The organism is Novosphingobium taihuense, assembly GCF_007830315.1.
Classification (GTDB): Bacteria; Pseudomonadota; Alphaproteobacteria; order Sphingomonadales; family Sphingomonadaceae; genus Novosphingobium; species Novosphingobium taihuense.
In genome coordinates this window covers 130,837-153,415 of sequence record NZ_VLKJ01000010.1, presented here as the reverse complement: position 1 = coordinate 153,415, position 22,579 = coordinate 130,837, and the positions used below count along the sequence as shown (strand labels likewise).

The following is a 22,579-nucleotide window of genomic DNA, read 5'->3' as shown; positions in this document are numbered from 1 at the left end:
GTCGTTGGCCAGTTCGATCGCATGGGCCTCATCGCGGGCCCGGATCACGCCGACAACCGGGCCGAAGCTTTCATCGCGGAACAGCTTCATGTCCTGCGTCACGCCATCGACGACGTGGGCGGGCATCAGCACGTTGTGCGTGGTTTCGCCGCCCGTCAGAACCTTTGCGCCCTTGGCCACGGCATCGTCGATCAGGCTCTGGCAGTGTGCCACAGTCTTGGCGTCCACGACGGCACCAAGCGGCGTTGTCCCCTCGCGAGGGTCGCCCACGGCCAGCGTCGCGACCTTGGCCTTGAACTTCTCGGCGAAGGCGTCGGCGACGGCATCGACGACGATGATCCGCTCGGTCGACATGCAGATCTGGCCCTGGTTCATGAAGGCGCCAAATGCTGCTGCCTTCACCGCCTCATCCAGATCAGCATCATCCAGCACGATCAGCGGCGCCTTGCCGCCCAGTTCGAGCAGGCAGGGCTTGAGGTGCTCGGCAGCGCGCTTGGCAATGATCCGGCCAACAGCGGTGGAGCCGGTGAAATTGATCCGCCTTACCTCGCCCGCATCGATCAGCGCGCCCACAACCTCAGCCGCATCCTTCGGCGCATTGGTCACGACATTGACCACGCCTTCGGGGAAGCCCGCTTCGGCAAAAGCCTCGATGATCAGCGCATGGGTGCGCGGGCATTGCTCGGAAGCCTTGAGGATCACGGCATTGCCGCAGGCCAGCGGCACGGCGATCGCACGCACGCCAAGGATGATCGGCGCATTCCACGGCGCAATGCCAAGGATCACGCCAACCGGTTCGCGCAGGGCCATGGCCAGGCACCCCGGCTTGTCGGAAGGAATGACCTCGCCGGAAATCTGGGTGGTGAGCGCAGCGGCTTCTCGAACCATCGATGCCGCAAGGCCGAGATTGAACAGCGCCCAGCCCTTGGTCGCTCCAATTTCACCCATCATCGCCTCGACAAAGGCATCGGCCTTCGCCTCAAGCGCGCTTGCCGCCTTCATCAGCACGGCGCGGCGGGCGTTCGGCCCCATCCCGGCCCAGGCAGGAAAGGCAGCTCCCGCCCTGGCTGCAATCGCCGGAATGTCAGATGCCTGCATCGCCTCGGCGGTTGACGCGACAGCACCAGTCATGGGGTTGATGCGTTCGAATTGCATGTCTGCTCTCCTCTCTCGCTCGCTGATGCCTGCATAGGTCAATATAGTTTGATGTCCAACTAAAAATGCTCTAGCTGACGCTGACGGCGAACGAGAATCGTTACCTGCCGTGCGCTGCGGGACAGGAGAATGCGATGCGCGTGTTTGTGATCGGGACGGGTGCAATGGGCACATTGTTCGGCGCGAGACTGCTGGCTGCCGGGCACGACGTGACATTCATCGACGCCGACAGTGCTCGCGTTGATGCCATCAATCACGGAGGGGTGTCAGAGAATGGGGTGGCCATCCCCGCACGAGCGGTATTGCCGGGCTCAGCCAGCGGGGTTGCCGATCTGGTGATTGTCTTCACCAAGTCCATGTTCACCAAGGTTGCGGTTCAGCAGAATCTGAATCTGATCGGGGATACGACCAGCGTTCTGACATTGCAGAACGGCCTCGGGAACGGTGAGTGCATCGCTGAACTCGTCGGCCCTGAAAAAGTGCTCTGCGGCATCACGAACTGGCCTGCCGATCTGCTTGGGCACGGGCGGATCCACGTCGGCGGTGAAGGAAGCGTGAAGCTGTGGAGCTTGGATGGCTCGGAGCGACCGGCAATCGCCACAGTCACCTCAGCTCTCAACAACGCGGGACTTGCCGCTACCGCCGATGTCGACGTTCAGCGCCATGTCTGGGAAAAGGTAATCTTCAATGCCGCTCTTAACGGCGTAGCCGCACTAACGCGCCTTACCGTCGGACAGATAGGCGCGCATGGACCTTCCTGCGACATGGCCATCGGGATCGTGACCGAGGGCATCAAGATCGCGAAGGCTGTCGGTATCCAGGCCGACGGCAAGGCGGTGCATGCCAACGTTGAATTCGCGATGCTTCATCACTGTGATCACAAGCCTTCAATGTTGCAGGATGTGGAGGCCGGGCGGCCGATGGAGGTCGATTCAATTCAGGGCGGCCTGCTGGCTGCAGCCCGGTCGTCCGGGGTCGACGCACCTTTGCTCAACGCATGTGCAAGCCTGCTGCGCGGCCTCAACCACGCAAGTGCTCTTCGTGCCGGGCGCTGATTCCCCGCGCTCGTAAAGGACGCAATCTCATCATGTATACCACTGCCACAGCTTTCATCGATGCACTGGTCGAACAAGGCATCGAGTACATGTTCGTCAATCTGGGGAGCGATCATCCGGGCTTGGTGGAAGCAATTGCCAAGGCCCGCGCCGAGGGCCGACCGGTGCCGCGCGTGATTACGTGCCCTAACGAGATGGTCGCGCTGACGATTGCCCACGGCTTCACGCAGGTAACCGGGCGGCCTCAGGCGGTGGTCATCCATGTCGAATGCGGCACGCAGGCGTTGGCAGGTGCTGTCCATAACGCTGCAAAAGCTCGTATCCCGGTACTCATCTTTGCAGGCTCTTCGCCATTCACCCAGGACGGCGAACTGCTTGGCAGCCGCAACGAGTTTATCCAATGGATTCAGGATGTGCATGATCAGCGCGGCCTGGTGCGCGGATACATGCGATACGACAACGAAATCCGAACGGGGGCGAATGTAAAGCAGGTCGTGCACCGTGCCATGCAGTTTGCCCGGACCGATCCAAAAGGACCGGTCTATCTCATGGCAGCACGCGAAGTGCTTGAGGCCTCCTGCGAACAGGTGGATATTGATATTGCACGCTGGGGGCCAGTTTCGGCTCCTGCGCTGGGAGACAGGAACGCTCGCTCAATCGCAGGCGATATTGCCAAGGCTCGCCGCCCGCTCGTCGTCACGTCCTATCTCGGCCGAAATCCAGCTGCGGCCCGTCAGCTGGCCAGCCTTTGCGATCGCTATGGCATCGGGGTCGTTGAGTCAGTGCCAAGCTATGTAAACGTGCCGCATGGCCATGATTGCTTTCTTGGCAGCTACTGGAACGATCCACGGCAAAACGAGGCACTTGCCGAGGCCGATCTCGTGCTTGTGATCGACAGCGATGTGCCATGGATCCCGGCAAAGAACCGCCCTTCAGCCCATGCCAGAATCCTGCACATCGATATCGACCCACTCAAGGAACAGATGCCGCTGTGGTACATCGAGCCGCATGGCGCTTATCGTGCCGATGCTGAAACGGCACTGGCCGAGATCTCCGAAGCGCTGTCCAATCTGGCGATCGACCAGGGCCTGATCGGAGAGCGTCGCGCGCACTATGCAAGGTTGAGTGCCAAACGTCGGGCGCGGCTTGCGTCTGAAGAGGCTGAAACCGGTGCTCTTACGACTGCTAGGCTGATGGCCAGCGTGCGCACACATCTCGGCAATCATGCGATCGTGATCAACGAAGGCATTACGAACTACCAACCGGTCTTCGATCACATTGCGCCAAACGAGCCCGGCACCATGTTCGCCAGCGGTGGCGGATCGCTCGGATACAATGGCGGCGCGGCGATCGGAGCCAAGCTGGCATCACCGGACGCAACGGTTGTCGCCATCAGCGGTGATGGCACCTACATGTTTACGGTCCCGTCGTCGGTGCACTGGATCGCACGGCGCTATGATGCGCCATTTCTGCAGATCGTGCTCAACAACGATGGCTGGAATGCCCCGCGGCATTCGGCTCTTGCTGTTCATCCGGACGGCTACGCCAGCAGGGCCGAAACTCTCGATCTGAGTTTCTCCCCTGCTCCTGACTACGGTGGCATCGCCAAGGCGGCGGGAAATGCCGAGCCGATCATGGTTGATCGCGAGAGCGATCTGGACGAGGTCATGGCAAGAGCGTTTGCAATCCTGCGCAATGAAAGACGTTCCGTGCTGGTCGAGGCGCGCTTGGGATAGCCAAGCTGCGCAGCTTGAGCCATACCCACAAGCCTTCGTCCACTTGACTGTCTGGAGCACATGTCCCGCAAGCGCGCGCCGACAGCCGAAACTGCACTAGAGATGGCTGGCTCAGGCCCATCAGAGCGTTTGACGCGCAATCTCGATGAGGTCCTGGCCTATCAGTTGCGGCGTGCGCAAGAGGCATCGTTCGCCGCATTTGCAGCACGCGTCGGGGAGGCTGGCATTTGGCCGGGATGGTATGCCCTGCTGGTCGTGATCAACGACAATCCCGGCATTAACCAGCGTGACCTGAGCCATGCAGTTGGCCGCGACAAGTCAACGCTTACCGCATCCTTGCGGGAACTGGGCAAGGCAGGCCTGATCGAGAAGACACGTGACGAGGCCGATCAACGATCATTCCGTATCGCGCTGACCGCCGCCGGCCAGCGTCACCTCGCTGAACTGGAATTCCACGCGGATGCGCACAACAAGCGCCTCGATCGGATCATCGGCTCCAGGAACAGGACGATCCTGTTGCAAATGCTGCGCGATCTGGCCGACAACCTCTCGGCGGAGTAACAGTACCGCTCAGGCTGCCCGCCGGCGTCGCACTTCGGCCACGATGTCTTCGTGAACCCCCTTGCGCAGCGGAGAGAAGAAGGCGCACGTCCCGCTGCTTGCCAGGCTCAAGCCGCACAGGATTGCGATCATTGACGGAAGTGCCGGTCCCAGGCCGCCCCCGTTTGGCGACCCGGGATCATAACCCAACTGCGAGAGGCAGAATCCGAACAGCCCTGCGGCGGCACCCAGTCCCATTTTCTGCACGAACATGAAAAGCCCGAAGAGGAACGATTCGAGCCGCACCCCGCCAGCCCATTCGCCGTATTCAACCGTATCTGGAAGCAGGGCCCAGTATGCGACGGCAATGCCGACCGTGCCGGTTTGCATTATGGCGAACGCTGCCGTGGTCGTGAGGGATGCAACCGGCTGGACCAAACCCAGGAACGCCGCTCCCACCAGTCCGACAGCTACTGCCAACAACCAGACCGCACGCTTGCCAAAGAAACGCCCCAAGGTCGCCCAGATCGGTACAAGCACAAATGCTGCGGTTGTGGCAAACGTAAGGGCACCCCGTGACGCGCTCTCATCGCCAACGACATACTTGAAGTAGTATATCATGGACTTGCTGAGCACGGTCGTATTGAAAGTGGCGAAGAGAAGGCCCGATACCAGCAGCAGAAATGCACGGTTCTTGAAAACGGTGCCAAGCGCTGCACGATCAACACCGACCGTCAGCGAAAGCGAACCCTCGCTCTCCTCCTGCTCGGCTGGCTCACGTGTGACCATGGCCACGAAGGCAAAGATCGCCGTGGCGACGACCCCACCGAGCGTAGCAGCCCAGAAGAATCCGTTGTTCTGCGCGCCACCAGCCAACTGTACCAATGGCTGTGTGAGCAATGCGACCACCGAACCGGCTGCAGATGCGAACAGAACATTGAGGGCCGTCAACTGGGTGCGTTCGGCCTGATCCTGCGTGATGCGTGCCGTGAGCGAATTGAACGGCACCGCGACTGTCGTATAGCATATCCGGAACAGGAGGTGGCTGGCCGTCACTGCCACTACCAGCAGGCTCCCTTCCAGGCTGGGCGAAAGATACAGAAGCATGAACGACAGGGCGAGCGGTACCGCTCCGATCGCAATCCATGGCCGATAGCGCCCCCACCGGGTGCGGGTACGATCCATCAGGACGCCTGCAACGGGATCGATCGCAGCGTCGAACATCGACGCAACCATGTAGATGGCTCCCGCCGTCGCGCCGCTCAGGCCGACCACATCAGTGTAGAAGTAGAGCAGGAAGTACGTGAGGCTCTGCCAGTATATGTTCAGACCGAAATTGCCGACCGCGTAGCCGAGCTTCCGGGGGAGTGACATGCGGCCGGTCGAATGTGACATCAGAAACTCCTCGCTTCTGAAACAAGCAGATCGGCCGAAGTTCTCAAGTCAATCGCACTTGCGCCGACTGCAAGGCGGAACGTCGCTGCAGGTATGTGCCAACGACGATCGATCTCGTCGAAGCGTGCCAGCAATCGGGGATCAATTGTCGTCGTAAAGGTTTGGCTCGCCCCAGGATCGAGGCGCACCTTCTCCCATCCACACAGTCGCTGGTCCACAACCCCGTCGATATGCGTCAGATAGAGTTGCGGGACATCCGTGCCGGCAAGGTCGCCAATGTTGGTGACGGTGAAAGTCGCCTCGGCGCTTTCACCGATCCAGGTCACATGCAGGTTGGAGTAGGCGAAACGCGTGTAGGTCAGCCCGAAGCCGAAGGGAAAAAGCGGCACATGGCCCTCGCGTGCGAACCAGCGATATCCCACGCAGGAACCTTCCTCGTAGGGCAGGGGGAACACTTCCCGTGCATTTGCCGCATCGAAAGCTGACATGCCGAGACCGAAGAGCTGCGGGCGAGGCAGTTGTTCGGTCGACGCCGGGAAGGTTATCGGCAGCCGTCCAGACGGACTTGCCTTGCCGGTCAGGACATTGGCAATCGCCTCGCCTCCCCGGTTGCCGGAGTACCAGGCCTCGATCACTGCCGGGACATCTTCCAGCCAGGGCATCAGGACCGGGCCGCCGGTTTCGAGGACGACGACTGTGCGCGGATTTGCGCGCGCGACCGCACGGATGAGTTCGTCCTGACCGTTCGGCAATGACAGGTCCGGAACATCGACCGATTCCGTTGTCCATTGGGTGGCAAAGACGATCGCGACTTCGGCGCGACTTGCAATCTCGGCCGCAGCAGCAGGATAAGCGCCGTCGTTGATCTGAAATTCCGCATCGGGCAGCGCGGCTCTCAAGGCAGCATAAGGTGATGAGGGGTGGTAGATCATCGTGCGCGGAACGCCCACGGCAGACACCCCCATCGCGGGGATCTGTATGCCCGGTCCGTCAATCGCCGTCACGTAGGACGAACCACCGCCGGCCAGAACGCCGAATTCGGACATCCCGCCAATGATCGCAATCGACCGCGGGGACGACAATGGCAGCGCGTTGTTCTCATTCCGCAGCATGACGATGCCGTCTTCAGCGGTCTGGCGCGAAAGGTTGGCGTGGGCGGCGTAGTCAATCGGTCCGGCCTGGACCGGGCGATCCATCAGACCCACTGCGAACAGCGATCGCAAGATGCGGTGGACCATGTCGTCCAGCCTGGCGGCCCACTTCGGATCCTGCTGCACCTTTTCCCGGAGCGGCTGATCGAAGAACACCTCGGCGTCCAGCTGATCTCCCGACTGCTGGTCGAGCCCGGCCATGGCGCAATCGACGCTGCGCACAGCACCCCAATCCGACATGACCCAGCCAGGATAGCGCCAGTCGCCTTTCAATACGGTGTTTAGCAGCCAGCTGCTGTCGCTGCAGTACTCGCCATTGACCAGGTTATAGGCGCACATCACCGAACCGGGCTGTCCGATTTCGATGGCGATTTCAAAAGCGAGAAGATCGCTCTCACGAGCCGCGGCCTCGCTGATGCGAACATCCGCACTGAATCGGCCAGTCTCCTGATTGTTCAGGGCGAAGTGCTTGACGGTCGAGACGACGTTTTCGTCCTGAATGCCGCGGATGCTTTCCCCCGCCAGAATGCCGCTCAGCAGCGGGTCCTCGCCGAAGTACTCGAAGTTTCGTCCATTGCGCGGCTCGCGTGCGATGTTCACACCGCCAGCCAGCATCACGTTGAAGCCCTTGTTACGGCTCTCGTTCCCAAGAATCCGCCCGCAAGCGTGTGCGAGTGTCCGATCCCAGGTCGATGCCAGCGCGATCGTAGAAGGGAGCGCCGTGGCGCCATCGCCCGGACGGCAATTGTCAGGATTGGTTACGCCGACGCTTGCATCCGTCTCTTGCAGATCGGGTATGCCCAGACGCGCGACGCCGGGAATGAAGCCGGCCGATCCGAGCGCCCGCTCAGGCGCCGGAATGCCCATGCGCACACGCCCCATGGGGCCGTGAACGATGCGCAGCTTTTCCTCGAGAGTCATCCGGGCGAGCAATTGCGCAGCACGCTCGTCCGCCCCTTCGATGGCAGGCATTTCGGGAACGCAGAACGACTGACTTGAACTCATGCTGCCTCTGGACCTCTCGGATTCACAATTCGCCGTTGGGGATGGGAAGGGCCATCCCTGTTGTGACAACATTGCCATATCTGATATCGAATCGTCAAATCGAAATGACGTTCTGGCGCAGGTCGTCGATCGTGAAGCATTCGCGTGGGCAGCCGAAAGGCGTGGGTGTAGATGCAATATCTCCCTATAACTGTTAAGTTATGGCGGGTTTCAGCGGTTTCGATCTCCTTGTGGATGCGGGTTTCCGATCTGTCGAGAAAGGTGCAAATGATGTATGACAATGTTGTCTTGACGAGCCCTGTCGGGTGTGTCATTTGCAGGCTTCCAGACATCAATCCCTGGGGGAGGAAAATCGTGAGACACACCTTGCTGGCCGGTTCGGCCATCTTGTTCGCACTGCCGTCCGCATCCGCGCTGGCGCAACAGGCCGAAACCGCTGCTCAGGTGGCCCAGGAGGATTCGGGCAGCGCCGATAGCGGTGACATCATCGTCACGGCCAACCGTACGGAATCGCGCCTGTCCAAGACGCCGATCGCCATGACGGCGATCTCGCAGGACGGGTTGCGCGATGCCGGCATCGTGGATGCGCGTTCGCTCGGCCAGGCCGTCCCCAACGTGCGTATCAGCACTGACCGTGACAATGCGCGCGTCGCGATCCGTGGCGTCACTTCCACGGACACAACCGAAAAGGGTGATCCATCGGCCGCGTTCCTGCTCGACGGCGTCTACATCGCGCGCTCTGCCGACATCCTTGGCAGCTTCTATGATCTTGAACGCGTAGAAGTTCTGCGTGGTCCGCAGGGCACCCTCTATGGCCGTAACACCACCGCCGGTGTCATCAACGTCATTTCAGCGAAGCCGAAGGCCGAGTTCGAAGCGTCGGGCGATGCCTATTTCGGCAACTATGGCCAGCGTGGCGTCACCGCGATGCTCAATGTGCCGGTCGGTGAAACCCTCGGAATTCGCGGGGCTGTGAACTATGACCGGATGGACAATGTCATCCGTCTCGCGAACACCAGCGGTGGAACGCTCCTGCCTGCGCGCGACACCTTTTCAACCCGTCTCTCGTTTGGCGGGACGCTGGCCGAAGATTTCCGTTTCGTCGTTCGCGGCGACTACTCGAATGCAAATGGCAGCATGCTCAACGTGTTGCCGCTCGCCAACGCGTTCGGAACCTCGCCCAAGGGTGTCGACCAGCCTTATGTCGAAGGCCTGAGCAACGAGCAGCGCCTCACCTTTCCGTTCCCGCTGGCAGGCCCCGACCAACGCAATTATCGCTTCGGCGGTATCACGGGCGAATTCTCCTACGACTTCGGCCCGGTTGAGCTGACCTACCTCGGCTCCTATCGCGAGACCCACCGCGACGATCGGCGGAACTACATCGTGGGCAGCTTTGCCAGCAACCCGGCAGTCTATCGCGGCCGGTTCAACCAGCAGTCACACGAATTGCGTGCTGCGTTTGGCCAAGGCAGCCCGTTGCATGGGCAGGTCGGTCTCTATTACTTCCGCGAGCGCAGCAACCTCTCGCTGATCCTGGGCAATCCGGAAGCATCTTCGGGCGGCCGCGTCGGAGCAGTCGGGTTCGGTTTCGTTCAGGGCCCGACGCAGTCGACTTCGAAGGGCGTGTTCGGCACGGTGACGTACGACGTCACGCCCGAACTGCATGTCACCGGCGGCATCCGCTACACGAAGGACGAGAAGTCACGCAACGGCCTGACTGTGGCGGACTACCCGACGCTGGCGGCCTCGCCATGCGGCACGCTGCGTTGCACGCTCAACACCAACATCGCCGCTGCTGACTGGAGCAAGACCACTTGGAAAGTCGGTGTCGACTACGATACGCCGCTCGGCCTCGTATTCGCCAGCGTCTCTACCGGCTACAAGGCTGGCGGTTTCAACGACGGCTGCCTTGCAGGCACGGTGGGTGGCACCGGCTGCATTCTTACCCCGTCGACCCTTTACTACGATCCCGAAAACCTCACGGCCTATGAAGTGGGCGCAAAGCTCAAGCTTGCCGAAGGTCTGCGCCTGAATGGATCGGTGTTCCACTACGATTACTCGGGCCTGCAGATCAGCCAGGTCGTCGTGACGCCGGTACCTGGCAACCGGACCAGCAACGCGGCCAAGGCCAAGGTCGATGGCGTTGAACTGGAAGCAATTGCATCGCCATATGCCGGGGGGCAATTCACTGTCGGCGTGAACTATCTCAATGCGCGCTTTGCAACCTTCATCCCGGACGTCACTTTCCCGACTGCGGCAAACCCGCTCAGCTTTGCGGGCAAGCATCTAGACCATGCACCCAAGTGGACGGCCAACCTCGGCTACACCCACACATTCGTGCTGGGCAATGAGGCAGAAGTGGAGTTTGGCGTCCGCTCGCTGATCAATTCCAGCTACTACATCACCAACCTGGGCACGCTTTCGCAGTTCAGGCAGCCGTCGTTCACGAAGACCGACATTACCCTGACGTATAACGCGCCGGAAAAGCGCTACTACGTGCAGGGTTTCGTCAAGAACATCGAGAACGAACTCACGATTTCGCAAGCTCAGGGCGGTCGCCTCGCGAATGTCCAGTTTGAGCAGCCACGCACCTACGGCGTTCGCGCAGGCTTCAAGTTTTAAGCCGAAGCTCTTCCGGTAATCGAGAAGGGGGCGCAGCAATGCGTCCCTTTTTCGTGTTCAGGCAGCGTTCTGAGGTACAGGCCCGGTCGACTGCCGCTGCACGAGCGTGAGCGGCAGCGTGACGCGCCGGGACGAGCGTGGCTTTATCAGTTGCTGAACCGCCATCTGCACCATGTCCGCCAAAGGCTGGTGTATTGTGGTAAGCGCAGGCCAGATCAGCCGCGCAATCGGACTGTCGTCGAAACCGCACACCGAAAGATCATCGGGAATCCTGATGCCCCTGCCGAGCGCGTGGCTGATCACGCCAGTTGCCATCTCGTCGTTCGAAGCAAATATGGCTGTGGGCGGCACCGGCAGGTTCAACAGCTTCTCGGCGGCGTCTCTTCCGGTCTCTGCGGTGAAGTCACCCTGCAGGATCAGATCGAGCGGCACCGTGCCAGAAAGGCGCGTCACGTGATCGACGAAAGCTGTAAGGCGGGTCCTGGCAGAGGAATGACTGGCGGTACCGATCACGAAACCGATGCGGCGATGACCCAAGGCCCATAGATGATCGACCATTGATCGCACCGCTGCACTATCGTCGACCACGACCTCAGCGCCCACCTCCGCGTGTTCGGCAGGGGCAAGCCTGGAGAACGGCTTTCCGGATTCCTGCAGTACGGCAAGCAGGTCTGCATTGTCTCCCAAAGGCGGGAGGATGATGTAGCCATCCACCTTCACTCCGGCCATCTGCCGTCGAATCAGGTCCCTGTCTGAAAGAACATCGGCAGAGAGCGGCTCGGCAATCATGTGATATCCTGCCGCGCGGCAGGCCGACAATGCTGCATCCTGAATTTCGAGCTGGTATTGTGACTTGCGGTCCGGGAACAGCAGCGCGATGATCATGTGCCGCCCGCCGCGAATTGTCCTGGCACCGATGTTGGGTACGAAGCCCAGCGTTTCGATCGCCGCCTGCACTTTCACGCGCAGATCGTCACCCACGTACTTCTCGTCATTGATCACGCGCGAGACGGTTTTGAAAGAGACACCGGCAAGCCTTGCAACATCGACGATCGTCGGTTTGGCTGACCGCTTCGGCTCGCTGGCATCACTTTTAGATTTCATCAGTCGAAGTACACATCTCGAACCATTTCGACACTACCTAATCGCCAGCGCAAACGGTCACAACCGCTTATGCCAAGCTCCAATCGGACGAACTGGGGGCAGTCGCGCGGAATGTGGTCGGCACCGACCGGCATGGCGGGGTCCTGTCTGGCGACGTTCGACACCGTCCAGAGGAGACCATAGACGCGGCTGTCGTTCGGATCGAGGAGGCGGGCCGCACCTGTATGATCACCTGATCGCCAGCCATGCGGCAAGGAACAGCCCACTGCCGATCACGATCGGACGAATCTGGCTTGCCCGGAGGCGGCCGAGCAGGTGGGCTCCGCCAACACTGCCGATGAGGCCTCCCACGGCCAGAGGCAGCGCAAGCAGCCACTGTGTGCTGCCGGATGCGACGAAGATGACCACCGCACCTGCGTTCAACGCTGCAACGATGATGTTTTTCGCCGCCCCGCCCTCGACGCCAGCCAATCCGCTGAAGGCGAGAAGTGCCAGCACGAGAAAGCTGTTCCCTCCGCCGAAGTAGCCACCATAGACTGCCAGGATCGCAAGGATCGGCCAATACAGCCAGGGAGAAAGCACCGATCCGGCCCCAGCAGTGGCCTTTCCGCGTCCGGCCCATGCATAGATTGCGGTTGCCAGAAGCACGAGCCAGACGACGAGCTTGCGGAAGCCGGCCGGATCGGTCGACAGAAGCAGCAGGGCACCCACTGCACCGCCTGCGATGGCGAGCACGATTGATAAAACGAAGCTGCCGCCCAGATGGTGCGCCACCGATGAACGCACGCGCAGCGTCTTCCACGCCATGAAGCCGGCAGCTGCCTGTCCGGGACTGAGTGCGACGGTGGACGTGAGGTTGGCCAGTCTGGGATCGATCCCCAAGGCCATCATGCCGGCCAGCGTCAGGATCGGCCCACCCCCGGCAATGGCGTTCACCGCGCCGGCGATGGCTCCTGCAACAACCAAGAGGGCCAAATGCCACGCGCTTTCCAAAGCCATTTCTCCTGTCGGCAGCGCCTGGCGAACATCCTGAAGTGCAAGTGCACGTCAGGCGTACGATGGATGCCACATCATTCCAGCTATCTTCTCGGCCGTCAAAGCCGCAGGCGGACGGGTGGCCACGCCATCCAGCACGGCCTGTTCCGCAACAATCGTCGCGATCCGTACTGCCACTTCGCGCAGCGCCGTGACCGGTGGGAGGAGAGGCCCATCGCTGGGCGCAAGCTCTCCAAGGCCGCGTGCAGCTGCCAGGAACATCGCGTTCGTCACTTCCCGTGCCCCGCTCGCCAGTGCACCAAGGCCGACGCCGGGAAAGACGTAGACATTGTTCACTTGCGCAACGCCCGGCACGGCGAACGGACTGCCCGTGCCGATGATGCCGCGCCCCCCGGTCCAGGCGATGAGGTCTTCGGGTTCTGCCTCCGCCCTGCTGCGGGGATTGGACAGAGGAAACACCACGGGCATTGCGCAGTCTTGCGCGAGCCGATGTATGGTTGGCGCATCGAATGCATTCTTCTGACCCGAAGTACCGATCAGGACAGTGGGCTGCACGTTGACGATGGTGTCGTAAAGAGCGGGAAAGGCGCCGGTGTTGGATCGTGTCCAGTTCGCGGTCTCGGCCGCCGGGCGGGCAAATGGTGCCTGCTGAGGTGGAAGATCCGACAGTGCATCGGTAATCAGACCCTGTTGGTCGATCGCCCATATACGCCGTCGGGCGGTTTGTTCGTCATCACCTTCTGCACGCAGCATCCGGACGAGCAATTCGGCGATGCCGCTGCCCGCAGCACCGAAGCCGAAGATGACGAACCGGTTCTGTGCAAGCGGGATACCCGTGCGCCGGACGGCGGCCAGCAGCGTGCCTGCTGCTGTTGCGGCGGTGCCCTGGATGTCGTCGTTGAAGCTGAGCAGACGGTGGCGGTAGCGGGCCAGCAGATCAAAGGCATTCTTGCCGGAAAAGTCTTCCCACTGGAGCAGTGCGCCGGGAAAGCGCCTCTCGATCGTGCTGACGAAGTCTTCGAGAAAGGCGTCGTAATCGGCGCCCCTGACGCGCGGCGCGCGCCAGCCGACATAGAGCGGATCTTCCCGGCGCTCCTGGTTGTCGGTGCCGACATCAAGCAGGATCGGCAGGACTTGCGCGGGATTTATGCCCGCGCAGGCTGTGTAGAGTGCCAGCTTGCCAATCGGGATGCCCATCCCGCCAGCGCCCTGATCGCCAAGCCCAAGGATACGCTCCCCATCGCTCACCACGATGACCTTCACGCGGTCGAAGCGCGGGTCGGCCAGAATGTCGGCCATCCGCTCCCGGTTCGGCCAAGACAGGAAAACGCCGCGCGGCTTGCGCCAGACTTCGCTGAAGCGCTGGCAGCCCTCGCCTACCGTCGGTGTATAGATGATCGGCAGCAATCCTTCGAGATCGCTCTGGACCAGCGCGTGGAACAGAACCTCGTTCGTGTCCTGCAGATCGCGAAGAAAAACATAGCGCTGAAAGTCGTCGCTCATGCCGGCAAGCGCCAGCCTGCGTCGTGCGATCTGGCTCTCGAGCGTGCCGATATGCGGCGGCAGCAATCCGTGCAGGCCATTGGCCGTGCGTTCTTCGTCGGTAAAGGCCGTCCCCTTGTTGGTCAGGGGATCGGCCAGAAGGCTTCGGGCGACCCGATGGCACGCTGCAGTCAAAATCTCTCGTTCCTCTCGACAGCTCTCCAGACCGGGAAAGAGGAGCCGGCGGCCATATGTGAATGCCGCCGGCTCAGTCAGGGTGGATCAGAAGTTCAGATTGGCAGACAGATAGTAGTACGCCCCGTTGAAGCCGAACTGCCCGGCGTTGCGCGTGTAGGGCGTCTGGCCGTTGGAATAGGACGCGGCCTCGCCGGTGAAGCCGTCACGCTTGGCGTTCCACTTGTCCGGGTAGGTATCGAAGATGTTGTTGCCGCCTGCAGTCAGCGAGAAGTTCTCGGAGAACCTGTAGGTAACGTTCAGGTCCACCAGCGTCTTGCCGCCAAAAGTCTGGACGCAACGGTTGTTGGCATCGCACTTGACGTTCGAATCCGCCTTGTTGAGTCCGGTGCTGAAGGCCTTGACCGATCCGAAGTAGCTGGCACGCGCACCCAGGGTGAAGTTGCCGACATCGAGGTTCGAAGAAAACAGGACCTTGGTCCGTGGCAAAGCCACTTCGATAAGCTCGATCGCCGTAAGGCCGATGAGCGGAGCGGCCCGGTTGGCTGCCGAAGCCCCTGCAATCAGAGCTGCCGGTGTTTCACGCTGCCGCAGAACTTTGGTCTGCGAATGGGTTCCTGCCAGCGTCACGCTCAGCTTGTTCCCTCCACCAAGCGGCATGCGATAGGTCGCGACGACATCGATGCCGCGCGTGCGGGTGTCAATCTGGTTGGTGAAGAAGCGGATTTCACGCACACCGGGGAAGAGGGCGGCAACCGAAGGGTAATTGGCGGTCAGGATGCCGTCGGTAATGGCGATGCGGTCCTTGATGTTGATCTGGAATGCGTCGACCGTGACAGTCAGTCGAGCGAAATCCCCGGTGATTCCTGCCGCAAAGCTGTCCGAAATCTCGGCCTTGGGATCGGGGATGCCAAGTTGCGCAAGGCGGGGATTGTCGCTCGAGATCTGCTGTGTCTGAAGGATCAATCCGTTCTGCACGGTCGAGGTGTTTACCCGGTTGCCGATCTGGGCCAGCGACGGCGCACGGAATCCGCGATTGTACGATGCGCGGATACCCAGGTTGTCATTCAGCTTGAAGCGACCGGCGAACTTGCCCGAAAGGTTGCCTCCGAAGTCGCTGTAGTCCTCATAGCGAAGTGCTGCAGCGATGAGGAAGCGCGATGTGATGTCCGCCTCGACGTCGACGAAGGCGCCAATGTTGCGACGGCTGAGATCGTTCTCGTCTTGCGGCGCATAGCCGGGACGGCCGTTGGTGCCCGGAGTCTTGCCCGAGACCGCAAGTGGCCCGACAACGTAGGAGGCAAGGTCGCCACGCTGCACCTTGAAGTTGTCGCGACGCCATTGCAGCCCCATTGCAACGTTGAGCGAGTCCATGCCGAGGACTGCGCCGAGGTCCTTTGAGCCGGTGAATTCGACAACCTGCTGGTTGAATTCGGAACGGCCGATGTAAAAGCTGGTGGGGCTGGCAGCTCCGAGCGAGGCATTGACAGTGTCACGCGCCCACTGGTCGAGATGATTGTGACCGAAGCCGTAGCTGAGATCGAGGTCCCAACCGGCAAGCTCGCCTTTCAGACCACCGTTGACCGACCAGTCGATCGAGCGTCCCGGAAGGATCGGCACGTAGCCATCGGGATAGATGGTAAGGTTGGAGTTGGCAAAAGTGGCCGGGGCGCGGAAGAAGCCGAACGCGCGGATGTCCTTGCGCGAATATCCTCCGAACAGATAGGCCTTGATGTTGTCCGACAGCGGCAGTTCGGAATTGACGAAGCCCTGATACGTCCGGTTCTGGTTGGAGCCATAGTTGCCGACCACGAACGGCCCCTGCGGATAGACGCCACGATCGGCGCGCGGGTTGGCCGTGGTATAGGGAAAGTTTGCAGTCGGGCCGGTGTAGTTGGCCGGTGTCGCCGGGTAGAGCACGCCGTCATAAGGATCGGAACGATTGGTGCCTTCGGTGCTGAAGTATTCCAGCGTATAATTGATGAATCCGCCATCGCCGCCCAGCTTCAACCCCTGGTTGAGCATCGTGCGGATCGTGAAGCCGTCGCCTTCCTTGTTGAGGCCGCTGGTCACATTGACGTTGCCGCCTTCGCTCGCATTGTTGAGCGTCAGGTTGATCACGCCGGCAATCGCATCGGAGCCGTACTGCGCGGCGGCACCGTCACGCAGCACCTCGATCCGCTGGATCGCGCCGCTCGGGATCGAGTTGAGGTCGGACACAACCGTCCCGAGCCCGGGAGAGACATTGAGGTTGAGTGCCGAAAACTGATGGCGTCGTTTGCCATTGACCAGCAGCAGCACCTGATCCGGCGACATGCCACGCAACGATGCAGGGTCCGCAAAGTTGGTCGCACCGTTGACGCCGAACTTGGTCGAGTTGAACGAGGGAGAGGTGAACTGCACTTGCTGGCCGAGATCGACCTGGCCCGTGCTGCGCAATTCAGAACCTGAGACTACGTCGACTGCGACCGGCCGCTCGACGTCTGTTCTGGCCTTGCCGCGCGAACCGATCACTGTGATCGCGGCGGGCTCGCCTTGCGGTGCTGAGCCCTCGTCAGCCGCCTGCTGGTCAGCTGCAGCCTGCGTGTCCTGAGCCTGTGCCGTTGCAGGGGCGAGCATCGCAATCAGCGAAACTCCCATCAGCGCCGGTGTGAACTTTCCTCTCTTTGCCATGTGTAAGCCCTCCCATTTTTTGGATTGGTGTCTATTTTCAGTCTGCTGGCGCTTCTTCTGGTGAGAAGACGGGCCCGCCGTGTTGCCCAGCTTGATCCGCGTTGCCGCTCAGCGCCGCGCGCAACTGGTGGTGGTCAAGCGCGCCTTCCCACTTGGCCACGACGATTGCTGCGATAGCGTTGCCGATGCAGTTGGTCAGTGCGCGGCATTCGCTCATGAAGCGGTCGACGCCGAGGATCAGGGCCATGCCGGCAACCGGAACGGTCGGGATTATCGAAAGCGTAGCGGCAAGGGTGATGAACCCGGCGCCAGTCACACCGGCAGCGCCCTTCGAACTGATCATCGCCACCAGCAGCAACGCGATCTGATCGCCCAGCGAAAGATCGACGCCGGTTGCCTGCGCAATGAACAGCGCAGCCAGGGTCATGTAGATATTGGTGCCATCGAGATTGAACGAATAGCCGGTAGGCACGACGATTCCGACGACCGACTTTGCGCAGCCAGCCTGCTCCAGCTTCTGCATCAGGTTCGGAAGTGCCGCCTCGGAAGAGGAGGTGCCGAGCACAAGCAGGAGTTCCGCGCGCAGGTATCGCAGGAGCCTGAAGATCGAGAAGCCACTGAACCGCGCGATCAGGCCAAGTACGATGACGACGAACAGCGCGGACGTAAGATAGAAAGTCCCGACCAGCTTGCCGAGGCCAAGCAGCGCTCCAACACCGTACTTTCCCACGGTAAAGGCCATGGCGCCGAAGGCTCCGACCGGGGCAGCACGCATCAGGATTGCAACCAGCTGGAAGACGACTTCGCTCAACTGCTCGGCAATGCGATGGATCGCCGTCCCGCTCTCGCCGCTGAGGCTGAGGGCTATGCCGAACAGGATCGCCACGAGCAGGACCTGAAGGATCGAACCCTCGGTCAGTGCAGAAACGAACGTTGTGGGTATCACGGAGAGAAGAAAGGCCGGAATTGTGGCGTCGTGCGCCTTGTCTGCATAGCCGTGGACCGCAGAGGCATCGAGTGAGGCAACATCGATATTCATGCCTGCACCGGGCTGCACGACATTTGCCACGATGAGGCCAACGATCAGGGCCAGCGATGACACGGCCAGAAAGTATGCAAAGGCCTTCCCGGCAACCCGTCCGATGTCACCCGCATGGCGCATGCCGCCGATCCCGGTGACGATGGTCAGGAAGATCACGGGAGCAATGATCATCTTGACCAGTTTGACGAAGCCATCGCCCAGAGGCTGAAGTGCGGCTCCGGTTTCCGGCCAGACGAACCCGACGGTAATGCCAGCGGCAATGGCCAGCAGCACCTGCACGTAAAGGCGCGCGAACCACCGTGGCGGGGGAGCAGTGCCTTGCGACGTGTCGATTGCATGCTGCATGGAAGTGCCGGGCTTTCCTCTCTGGGAATCTGCATCGCCGCGCAGATCCTTGTTTCGTCCCGGATACTGGTGGCAAAGCTTGCGCGGCTAAAAGCTTTATTGCGGGAAATTTTTATAATTTAGATTCAATCGTTTATCCGGGCTGCCCGACATCTCAGTGTGTCATTTATTGCACAAGTTAGAAATGAAGGTGCAATTTTCGGCACATTGCGTAGGATCGAGTCATGGAAAGGCACTCGGGAAAGATCAGCTTGGCGTTGGTTGTCTTCGGCGCGCTGGGCGTGGGCCTTCTTGGCGGCGCAATAAGCGAGCGGATTGCGCTTGCGCGGTTCGAACAGCGCGCAATGTCCGACGCCAGCCTGCGGCAGGCATTGCTGTCGAGCGAGATTGCTAGGTTCCGCCTGTTGCCACGCGTGCTTTCGGACGATCGTGGCGTCGTCGCGGCGATCGACAGTCCGACGCCGTCGGTCAGGCAGGCTCTGAACCTCAAGCTTGAGCAACTGGCACACGAAATCGCTGCACCGGTGATCTATGTGATTGGCGCGGACGCGATCACACTTGGCGCAAGCAACTGGAGACATCCCGAAAGCTTCGTGGGCAAATCCTATCTCTTCAGGCCCTATTTCCGCGATGCGCTCAAGAGCGGCACGGGCGAGCAGTTTGCCTTGGGCAATACCAGCCGCAAGCCCGGCCTCTATCTTGCGAACCGCTCGGTGAACAACGGCGTCGTCGTCGTGAAGCTGGAATTCGATACCATCGAGACGCAGTGGTCACGCGCCGAAGGCGTGACCTTCGTGACTGACCGGAACGGCGTCATCCTGGTGTCCAGCCGTCCGGAATGGCGGTTTGCAGCAACCCGCAGTCTCTCGAAGTCGGTGCGGCTCGAGGAAGAGCAGACCAGCGGCGTGAGGACCATCGGCGGACCGCCGTTCGTCACATCTGGAATGAACCGCATTCTGCTGGAGAACGGTCGGGCATATTTGCTGGCGACCACGAAGCCCGATGCAAGTGGCTGGCGAGTCAATCTTGCCCTCCCCCTCAAACCCACGGTCGACAGCGCAGTGCGCAGCGCACAGTTCATCTCCGGGCTTGCTGCCCTGATCGTGTTTGGTGCCGTGGCATTGCTGGTGGAACGCAACCGGCAAAGGCGCGTCCGCACGCAGCAGCTGGAAGCGGCCGTTGCCGAACGCACCGCTGCCTTGCGCGACGAGATGGCCGAACGCACGGCGGCCGAGCAACGCGCGGCACAACTGCGCGAAGGGTTGCGACAAGCCAATCGCCTCGCAACCCTCGGCCAGATCACCGCCAGCGTGGCACACGAAACCGCCCAGCCTGTAGCTGCGATCCGCAACTATGCTGCAAACAGCGCGATCATGCTCGAACGCGGCGATGGTGACGGGGTCCGGCAAAATCTCGCCGCGATCAGCAGGCTGGCTGAACGGATCGGCTCGGTAACGTCGCATCTGCGGGGTTTTGCCCGGAAAGGCGCCGGGATCGTCGGCGAAGTGCCTCTCGACGAAGTGATCGAAGGTGCGCGCCTGATCCTGAAAGAGCAACTGGCTCCGATCGATGTCCAGATTCGCGGACGACGTCGGAAGGTATGTGTAAAAGGCGAGCGGGTCCGGCTTGAACAGGTACTCGTGAACCTGCTGCAGAACGCGGCAGAAGCTCTTGACGCCGTTGCGGAGCCGCGGATCACGCTGGAAGTCCTGGCTGACGGCGACTGCGTGCGTCTGCGCGTGAGCGACAATGGTCCGGGCATCGACGCAACCATCGCCGACACCCTGTTCACGCCATTCTCGACAAGCAGGACCACTGGGCTGGGCCTGGGTCTGGTGATCGCCAAGGACATCATCGAGGAACTGGGCGGCACGCTGTCGCTTGTGGAAAGCGATGGCGGCGCATGCTTCGAGGTGCGCATGGTGCGAGTCCCATGACGATGGCGAGTGCACGCGGCAAGGTGGCGCTTGTCGAGGATGACGACGACCTGCGATTGGCTACGGCCCAGCTCCTGTCCCTTGCAGACTTCGATGTCGTGGCGTTTGAACGCGCAGATGCGGCGCTGGGCGTGGTGGACGCCGGCTGGGAGGGCGTCGTCGTCACGGACATACGCATGCCCGGCATGTCGGGGATCGAACTGTTCCGCACCTTGCAGCAACGCGACCCTGAACTTCCGGTCATTCTTGTCACCGGCCACGGCGATATCGCCATGGCAGTCGAGACCTTGAAATCCGGCGCTTGGGATTTCCTGACAAAGCCCTTCTCGCCCGATGAACTGCTCGCCGCCGTGGAGCGCGCCTTGCGTGCAAGAACTCTGGCGCTGGAGAATCGCAGGCTAAAGGCCGAGGCGGTGACGGAGTACTCCTCGCTTCTGGTAGGCAGTTCGCCTGCCATCACGCGTCTGCGCAGCATGATCCCGGCACTGGCGGACAGCGATCTCGACATCCTGATCGAAGGCGAGACCGGAACAGGCAAGGAGCTCTATGCCCGGCTGCTTCACCGTGCGGGCAAGCGGTCGCGCCATCGGCTCCTGACCCTGAACTGCGCCAGTCTGCCTGCAGACCTCGAAGACGAACTCTTCGCGCCCGTCGGGGCATCGAGCCTTGCCTCGGCCAACCGCGGCACGGTCGTGCTGGACAACCTCGATCTGGCCTCGTCAAGCTTGCAGGCAAGGCTGGTTCAACTGGCCGAGGAAAGGGTTCTGCGGGCTCGCGGCAGCCGCGATCCTATCCCTCTCGACATCCGCATCGTTGCCACGGCCGGGACAACTGCGGACCGCGCGGAAGAGAGGATCGCGCCCGCGCTTTTCTATCGTGTGGCCGCGGTCAGGCTGCAGATGCCGCCTCTGCGGGATCGACGCGATGATGTTCGCACTCTCTTCGCCCACCACGTCGCACAGGTCAGCGCCCGATTGCGCAAGCAGATTCCAGACCTCACGCCCGTTGTCAGCGAATTTCTCTCTGTTCATCCCTGGCCGGGAAACGTGCGTGAACTCGCACACTATGCCGAGCGCTTCGTCCTCGGTCTGCTGGATCAAAGGGCGGAACAGTCGTCCATCAGCAACGGAAAATCGCTCCCGGAACGCGTAGATGCATTTGAACGCGATGCCATCATCAAGGCCGTGCGCGATGCCAATGGTGAGATCGGCCAGGCAATCTCCATGCTCGGCGTGCCACGCAAGACATTCTACTACCGCATCAAGAAGCTCGGCGTCGACCTCGCACAGCTCAAAAGAGAAAAGTAAGGCGGGGTTTGCGCTTCTTGCTGATCTTGTGAGGATTTTCGTGCAGCTCGCCACTGCGGATGTCGGTATCGGGACATCCTCGATTCAATCCCGTTCGAATGCATTAAGGCCCTAATGACGTCCGAGGCTATGTCGCTGGCTAGGCCCCGAAGAGCTTGACCAACGCCCGGCGTGAGGGGTTCCCAGCGAGGAGATTACGCTGAAAACACACCTGTTTTCTGTGAGTTTCAGCGATGTGGGGGCTGTCAGTGGACGGGAAGTTGGAGCGGGTAGCGGGAATCGAACCCGCCTAGCTAGCTTGGAAGGCTAGTGCATTACCACTATGCTATACCCGCTCAGGGTCAGCGCGCTTTGAATTGCGTGGCTGCGATGGCGGCCGCTTGCCACGGCAGGCGCCGGTTCGTCAACCGGGGATCGTCGCGAAGTTTCATCCAAAGGCTTGACTGGCGTAATGAAAGATATATCTTAGACGTAACGAAGTTGATCTTGAAAGCGAGTTTCCATGCCTGCCAGCCGTGCCGTCGTTCCTACCGCCAGTGCCAGCCGTTATCTCCAGCAGCTGTGCAAGCACTGGGGGCACAAGTTCGAAGTCTCGTTCGATCCCACCGCCGGGAAGGTGGCGCTCCCCTCCGGGCCGGTTGAACTGGCCGCGTCCGACACCGTGCTGGAGGTTACCTGCCGGATCGAGGGCGAGGGCGACCTGCCCCGGATGCAACAGGTGGTGGCCGACCATCTCAATCGCTTCGCCCATCGCGAGGGCGAACTGCAGTTCGACTGGCAGCCGCTCGCCTGAAGCATCATTCATTGTGTGTATGCCAGGCGATAAAAACCATTCCTTT

At 61.1% G+C, this 22,579-nt stretch carries 15 protein-coding genes and 1 tRNA gene; 7 read left to right on the top strand and 9 right to left on the bottom strand.

Going from position 1 to position 22,579, the window contains the following annotated elements; genetic code table 11:
* A partial coding sequence (locus tag IQ25_RS17300; RefSeq protein WP_144907514.1) for an aldehyde dehydrogenase family protein occupies positions 1 to 1,155 on the bottom strand: 1,155 nt, incomplete at its 3' end.
* Positions 1,156 to 1,289: 134 nt separating this feature from the next.
* Here IQ25_RS17300 and IQ25_RS17295 point away from each other — a divergent pair.
* Genes IQ25_RS17295 through IQ25_RS17285 form a run of 3 tightly spaced genes read left to right on the top strand, consistent with a single transcriptional unit; the run spans position 1,290 to position 4,507 of the window.
* Positions 1,290 to 2,210, top strand: a complete 921-nt coding sequence (locus IQ25_RS17295; protein WP_144907513.1) for a ketopantoate reductase family protein — start codon at positions 1,290 to 1,292, stop codon at positions 2,208 to 2,210.
* Positions 2,211 to 2,242: 32 nt separating this feature from the next.
* Positions 2,243 to 3,946: a thiamine pyrophosphate-requiring protein gene (locus IQ25_RS17290; protein ID WP_144907512.1), complete on the top strand. Its 1,704-nt coding sequence runs from the start codon at positions 2,243 to 2,245 to the stop codon at positions 3,944 to 3,946.
* Positions 3,947 to 4,006: 60 nt separating this feature from the next.
* On the top strand, positions 4,007 to 4,507 hold the full coding sequence (locus tag IQ25_RS17285; RefSeq protein WP_144907511.1) for a MarR family winged helix-turn-helix transcriptional regulator: 501 nt from the start codon (positions 4,007 to 4,009) through the stop codon (positions 4,505 to 4,507).
* A 9-nt stretch (positions 4,508 to 4,516) separates the two neighbouring features.
* Here the strand turns inward: IQ25_RS17285 and IQ25_RS17280 are convergent, their stop codons facing one another.
* Both IQ25_RS17280 and IQ25_RS17275 read right to left on the bottom strand, forming a co-directional pair.
* A complete protein-coding gene (locus IQ25_RS17280; RefSeq protein ID WP_144907510.1) occupies positions 4,517 to 5,881 on the bottom strand; it encodes an MFS transporter in 1,365 nt (454 codons plus the stop codon).
* Positions 5,881 to 8,037: a beta-glucosidase family protein gene (locus IQ25_RS17275; protein ID WP_246415461.1), complete on the bottom strand. Its 2,157-nt coding sequence runs from the start codon at positions 8,035 to 8,037 to the stop codon at positions 5,881 to 5,883. The genes IQ25_RS17280 and IQ25_RS17275 overlap by 1 nt, the downstream gene beginning before the upstream one ends.
* 354 nt (positions 8,038 to 8,391) lie before the next feature.
* Between IQ25_RS17275 and IQ25_RS17270 the strand changes: the two genes are divergently transcribed.
* On the top strand, positions 8,392 to 10,659 hold the full coding sequence (locus tag IQ25_RS17270) for a TonB-dependent receptor (protein WP_258537061.1): 2,268 nt from the start codon (positions 8,392 to 8,394) through the stop codon (positions 10,657 to 10,659).
* A 57-nt stretch (positions 10,660 to 10,716) separates the two neighbouring features.
* On the opposite strand, the gene IQ25_RS17265 is transcribed toward IQ25_RS17270, so the two are convergent.
* The 5 genes from IQ25_RS17265 to IQ25_RS17245 form a co-directional block, all read right to left on the bottom strand.
* Positions 10,717 to 11,763, bottom strand: coding sequence for a LacI family DNA-binding transcriptional regulator (locus tag IQ25_RS17265; RefSeq protein ID WP_144907508.1), 1,047 nt, complete (start codon positions 11,761 to 11,763; stop codon positions 10,717 to 10,719).
* A gap of 228 nt (positions 11,764 to 11,991) precedes the next feature.
* A complete protein-coding gene (locus tag IQ25_RS17260; RefSeq protein ID WP_158637783.1) occupies positions 11,992 to 12,738 on the bottom strand; it encodes a sulfite exporter TauE/SafE family protein in 747 nt (248 codons plus the stop codon).
* Positions 12,739 to 12,810: 72 nt separating this feature from the next.
* Entirely contained in the window at positions 12,811 to 14,436 is a 1,626-nt protein-coding gene (locus tag IQ25_RS17255; RefSeq protein ID WP_246415462.1) for an NAD-dependent malic enzyme, read from the bottom strand.
* Between the two features lie 87 nt (positions 14,437 to 14,523).
* Entirely contained in the window at positions 14,524 to 17,109 is a 2,586-nt protein-coding gene (locus tag IQ25_RS17250; protein ID WP_144907505.1) for a TonB-dependent receptor plug domain-containing protein, read from the bottom strand.
* A gap of 37 nt (positions 17,110 to 17,146) precedes the next feature.
* Entirely contained in the window at positions 17,147 to 18,496 is a 1,350-nt protein-coding gene (locus IQ25_RS17245; protein WP_144907504.1) for a dicarboxylate/amino acid:cation symporter, read from the bottom strand.
* 251 nt (positions 18,497 to 18,747) lie between these two features.
* Here IQ25_RS17245 and IQ25_RS17240 point away from each other — a divergent pair, with 251 nt between their 5' ends.
* Both IQ25_RS17240 and IQ25_RS17235 read left to right on the top strand, forming a co-directional pair.
* Positions 18,748 to 20,433 carry a sensor histidine kinase gene (locus IQ25_RS17240; RefSeq protein WP_246415463.1) on the top strand — a complete coding sequence of 562 codons (1,686 nt, stop codon included), beginning with the start codon at positions 18,748 to 18,750 and terminating at the stop codon, positions 20,431 to 20,433.
* Positions 20,430 to 21,740: a sigma-54-dependent transcriptional regulator gene (locus tag IQ25_RS17235; protein WP_338113538.1), complete on the top strand. Its 1,311-nt coding sequence runs from the start codon at positions 20,430 to 20,432 to the stop codon at positions 21,738 to 21,740. The genes IQ25_RS17240 and IQ25_RS17235 overlap by 4 nt, the downstream gene beginning before the upstream one ends.
* Positions 21,741 to 22,001: 261 nt before the next feature.
* Here the strand turns inward: IQ25_RS17235 and IQ25_RS17230 are convergent.
* Positions 22,002 to 22,075: transfer RNA gene (locus tag IQ25_RS17230), tRNA-Gly, on the bottom strand.
* A 167-nt stretch (positions 22,076 to 22,242) separates the two neighbouring features.
* Here IQ25_RS17230 and IQ25_RS17225 point away from each other — a divergent pair.
* Positions 22,243 to 22,533, top strand: coding sequence for a DUF2218 domain-containing protein (locus IQ25_RS17225; protein WP_144907502.1), 291 nt, complete (start codon positions 22,243 to 22,245; stop codon positions 22,531 to 22,533).
* Positions 22,534 to 22,579: the final 46 nt, after the last annotated feature.

Excerpts from the sequence above, each read along its gene's own strand:
- IQ25_RS17295 (WP_144907513.1), top strand. The coding sequence starts at position 1,290 with ATGCGCGTGTTTGTGATCGGGACGGGTGCAATGGGCACATTGTTCGGC.
- IQ25_RS17290 (WP_144907512.1), top strand. The coding sequence starts at position 2,243 with ATGTATACCACTGCCACAGCTTTCATCGATGCACTGGTCGAACAAGGC.
- IQ25_RS17285 (WP_144907511.1), top strand. The coding sequence starts at position 4,007 with ATGTCCCGCAAGCGCGCGCCGACAGCCGAAACTGCACTAGAGATGGCT.
- IQ25_RS17280 (WP_144907510.1), bottom strand. The coding sequence starts at position 5,881 with ATGTCACATTCGACCGGCCGCATGTCACTCCCCCGGAAGCTCGGCTAC.
- IQ25_RS17275 (WP_246415461.1), bottom strand. The coding sequence starts at position 8,037 with ATGAGTTCAAGTCAGTCGTTCTGCGTTCCCGAAATGCCTGCCATCGAA.
- IQ25_RS17265 (WP_144907508.1), bottom strand. The coding sequence starts at position 11,763 with ATGAAATCTAAAAGTGATGCCAGCGAGCCGAAGCGGTCAGCCAAACCG.
- IQ25_RS17250 (WP_144907505.1), bottom strand. The coding sequence starts at position 17,109 with ATGGCAAAGAGAGGAAAGTTCACACCGGCGCTGATGGGAGTTTCGCTG.
- IQ25_RS17245 (WP_144907504.1), bottom strand. The coding sequence starts at position 18,496 with ATGCAGCATGCAATCGACACGTCGCAAGGCACTGCTCCCCCGCCACGG.
- IQ25_RS17235 (WP_338113538.1), top strand. The coding sequence starts at position 20,430 with ATGACGATGGCGAGTGCACGCGGCAAGGTGGCGCTTGTCGAGGATGAC.
- IQ25_RS17225 (WP_144907502.1), top strand. The coding sequence starts at position 22,243 with ATGCCTGCCAGCCGTGCCGTCGTTCCTACCGCCAGTGCCAGCCGTTAT.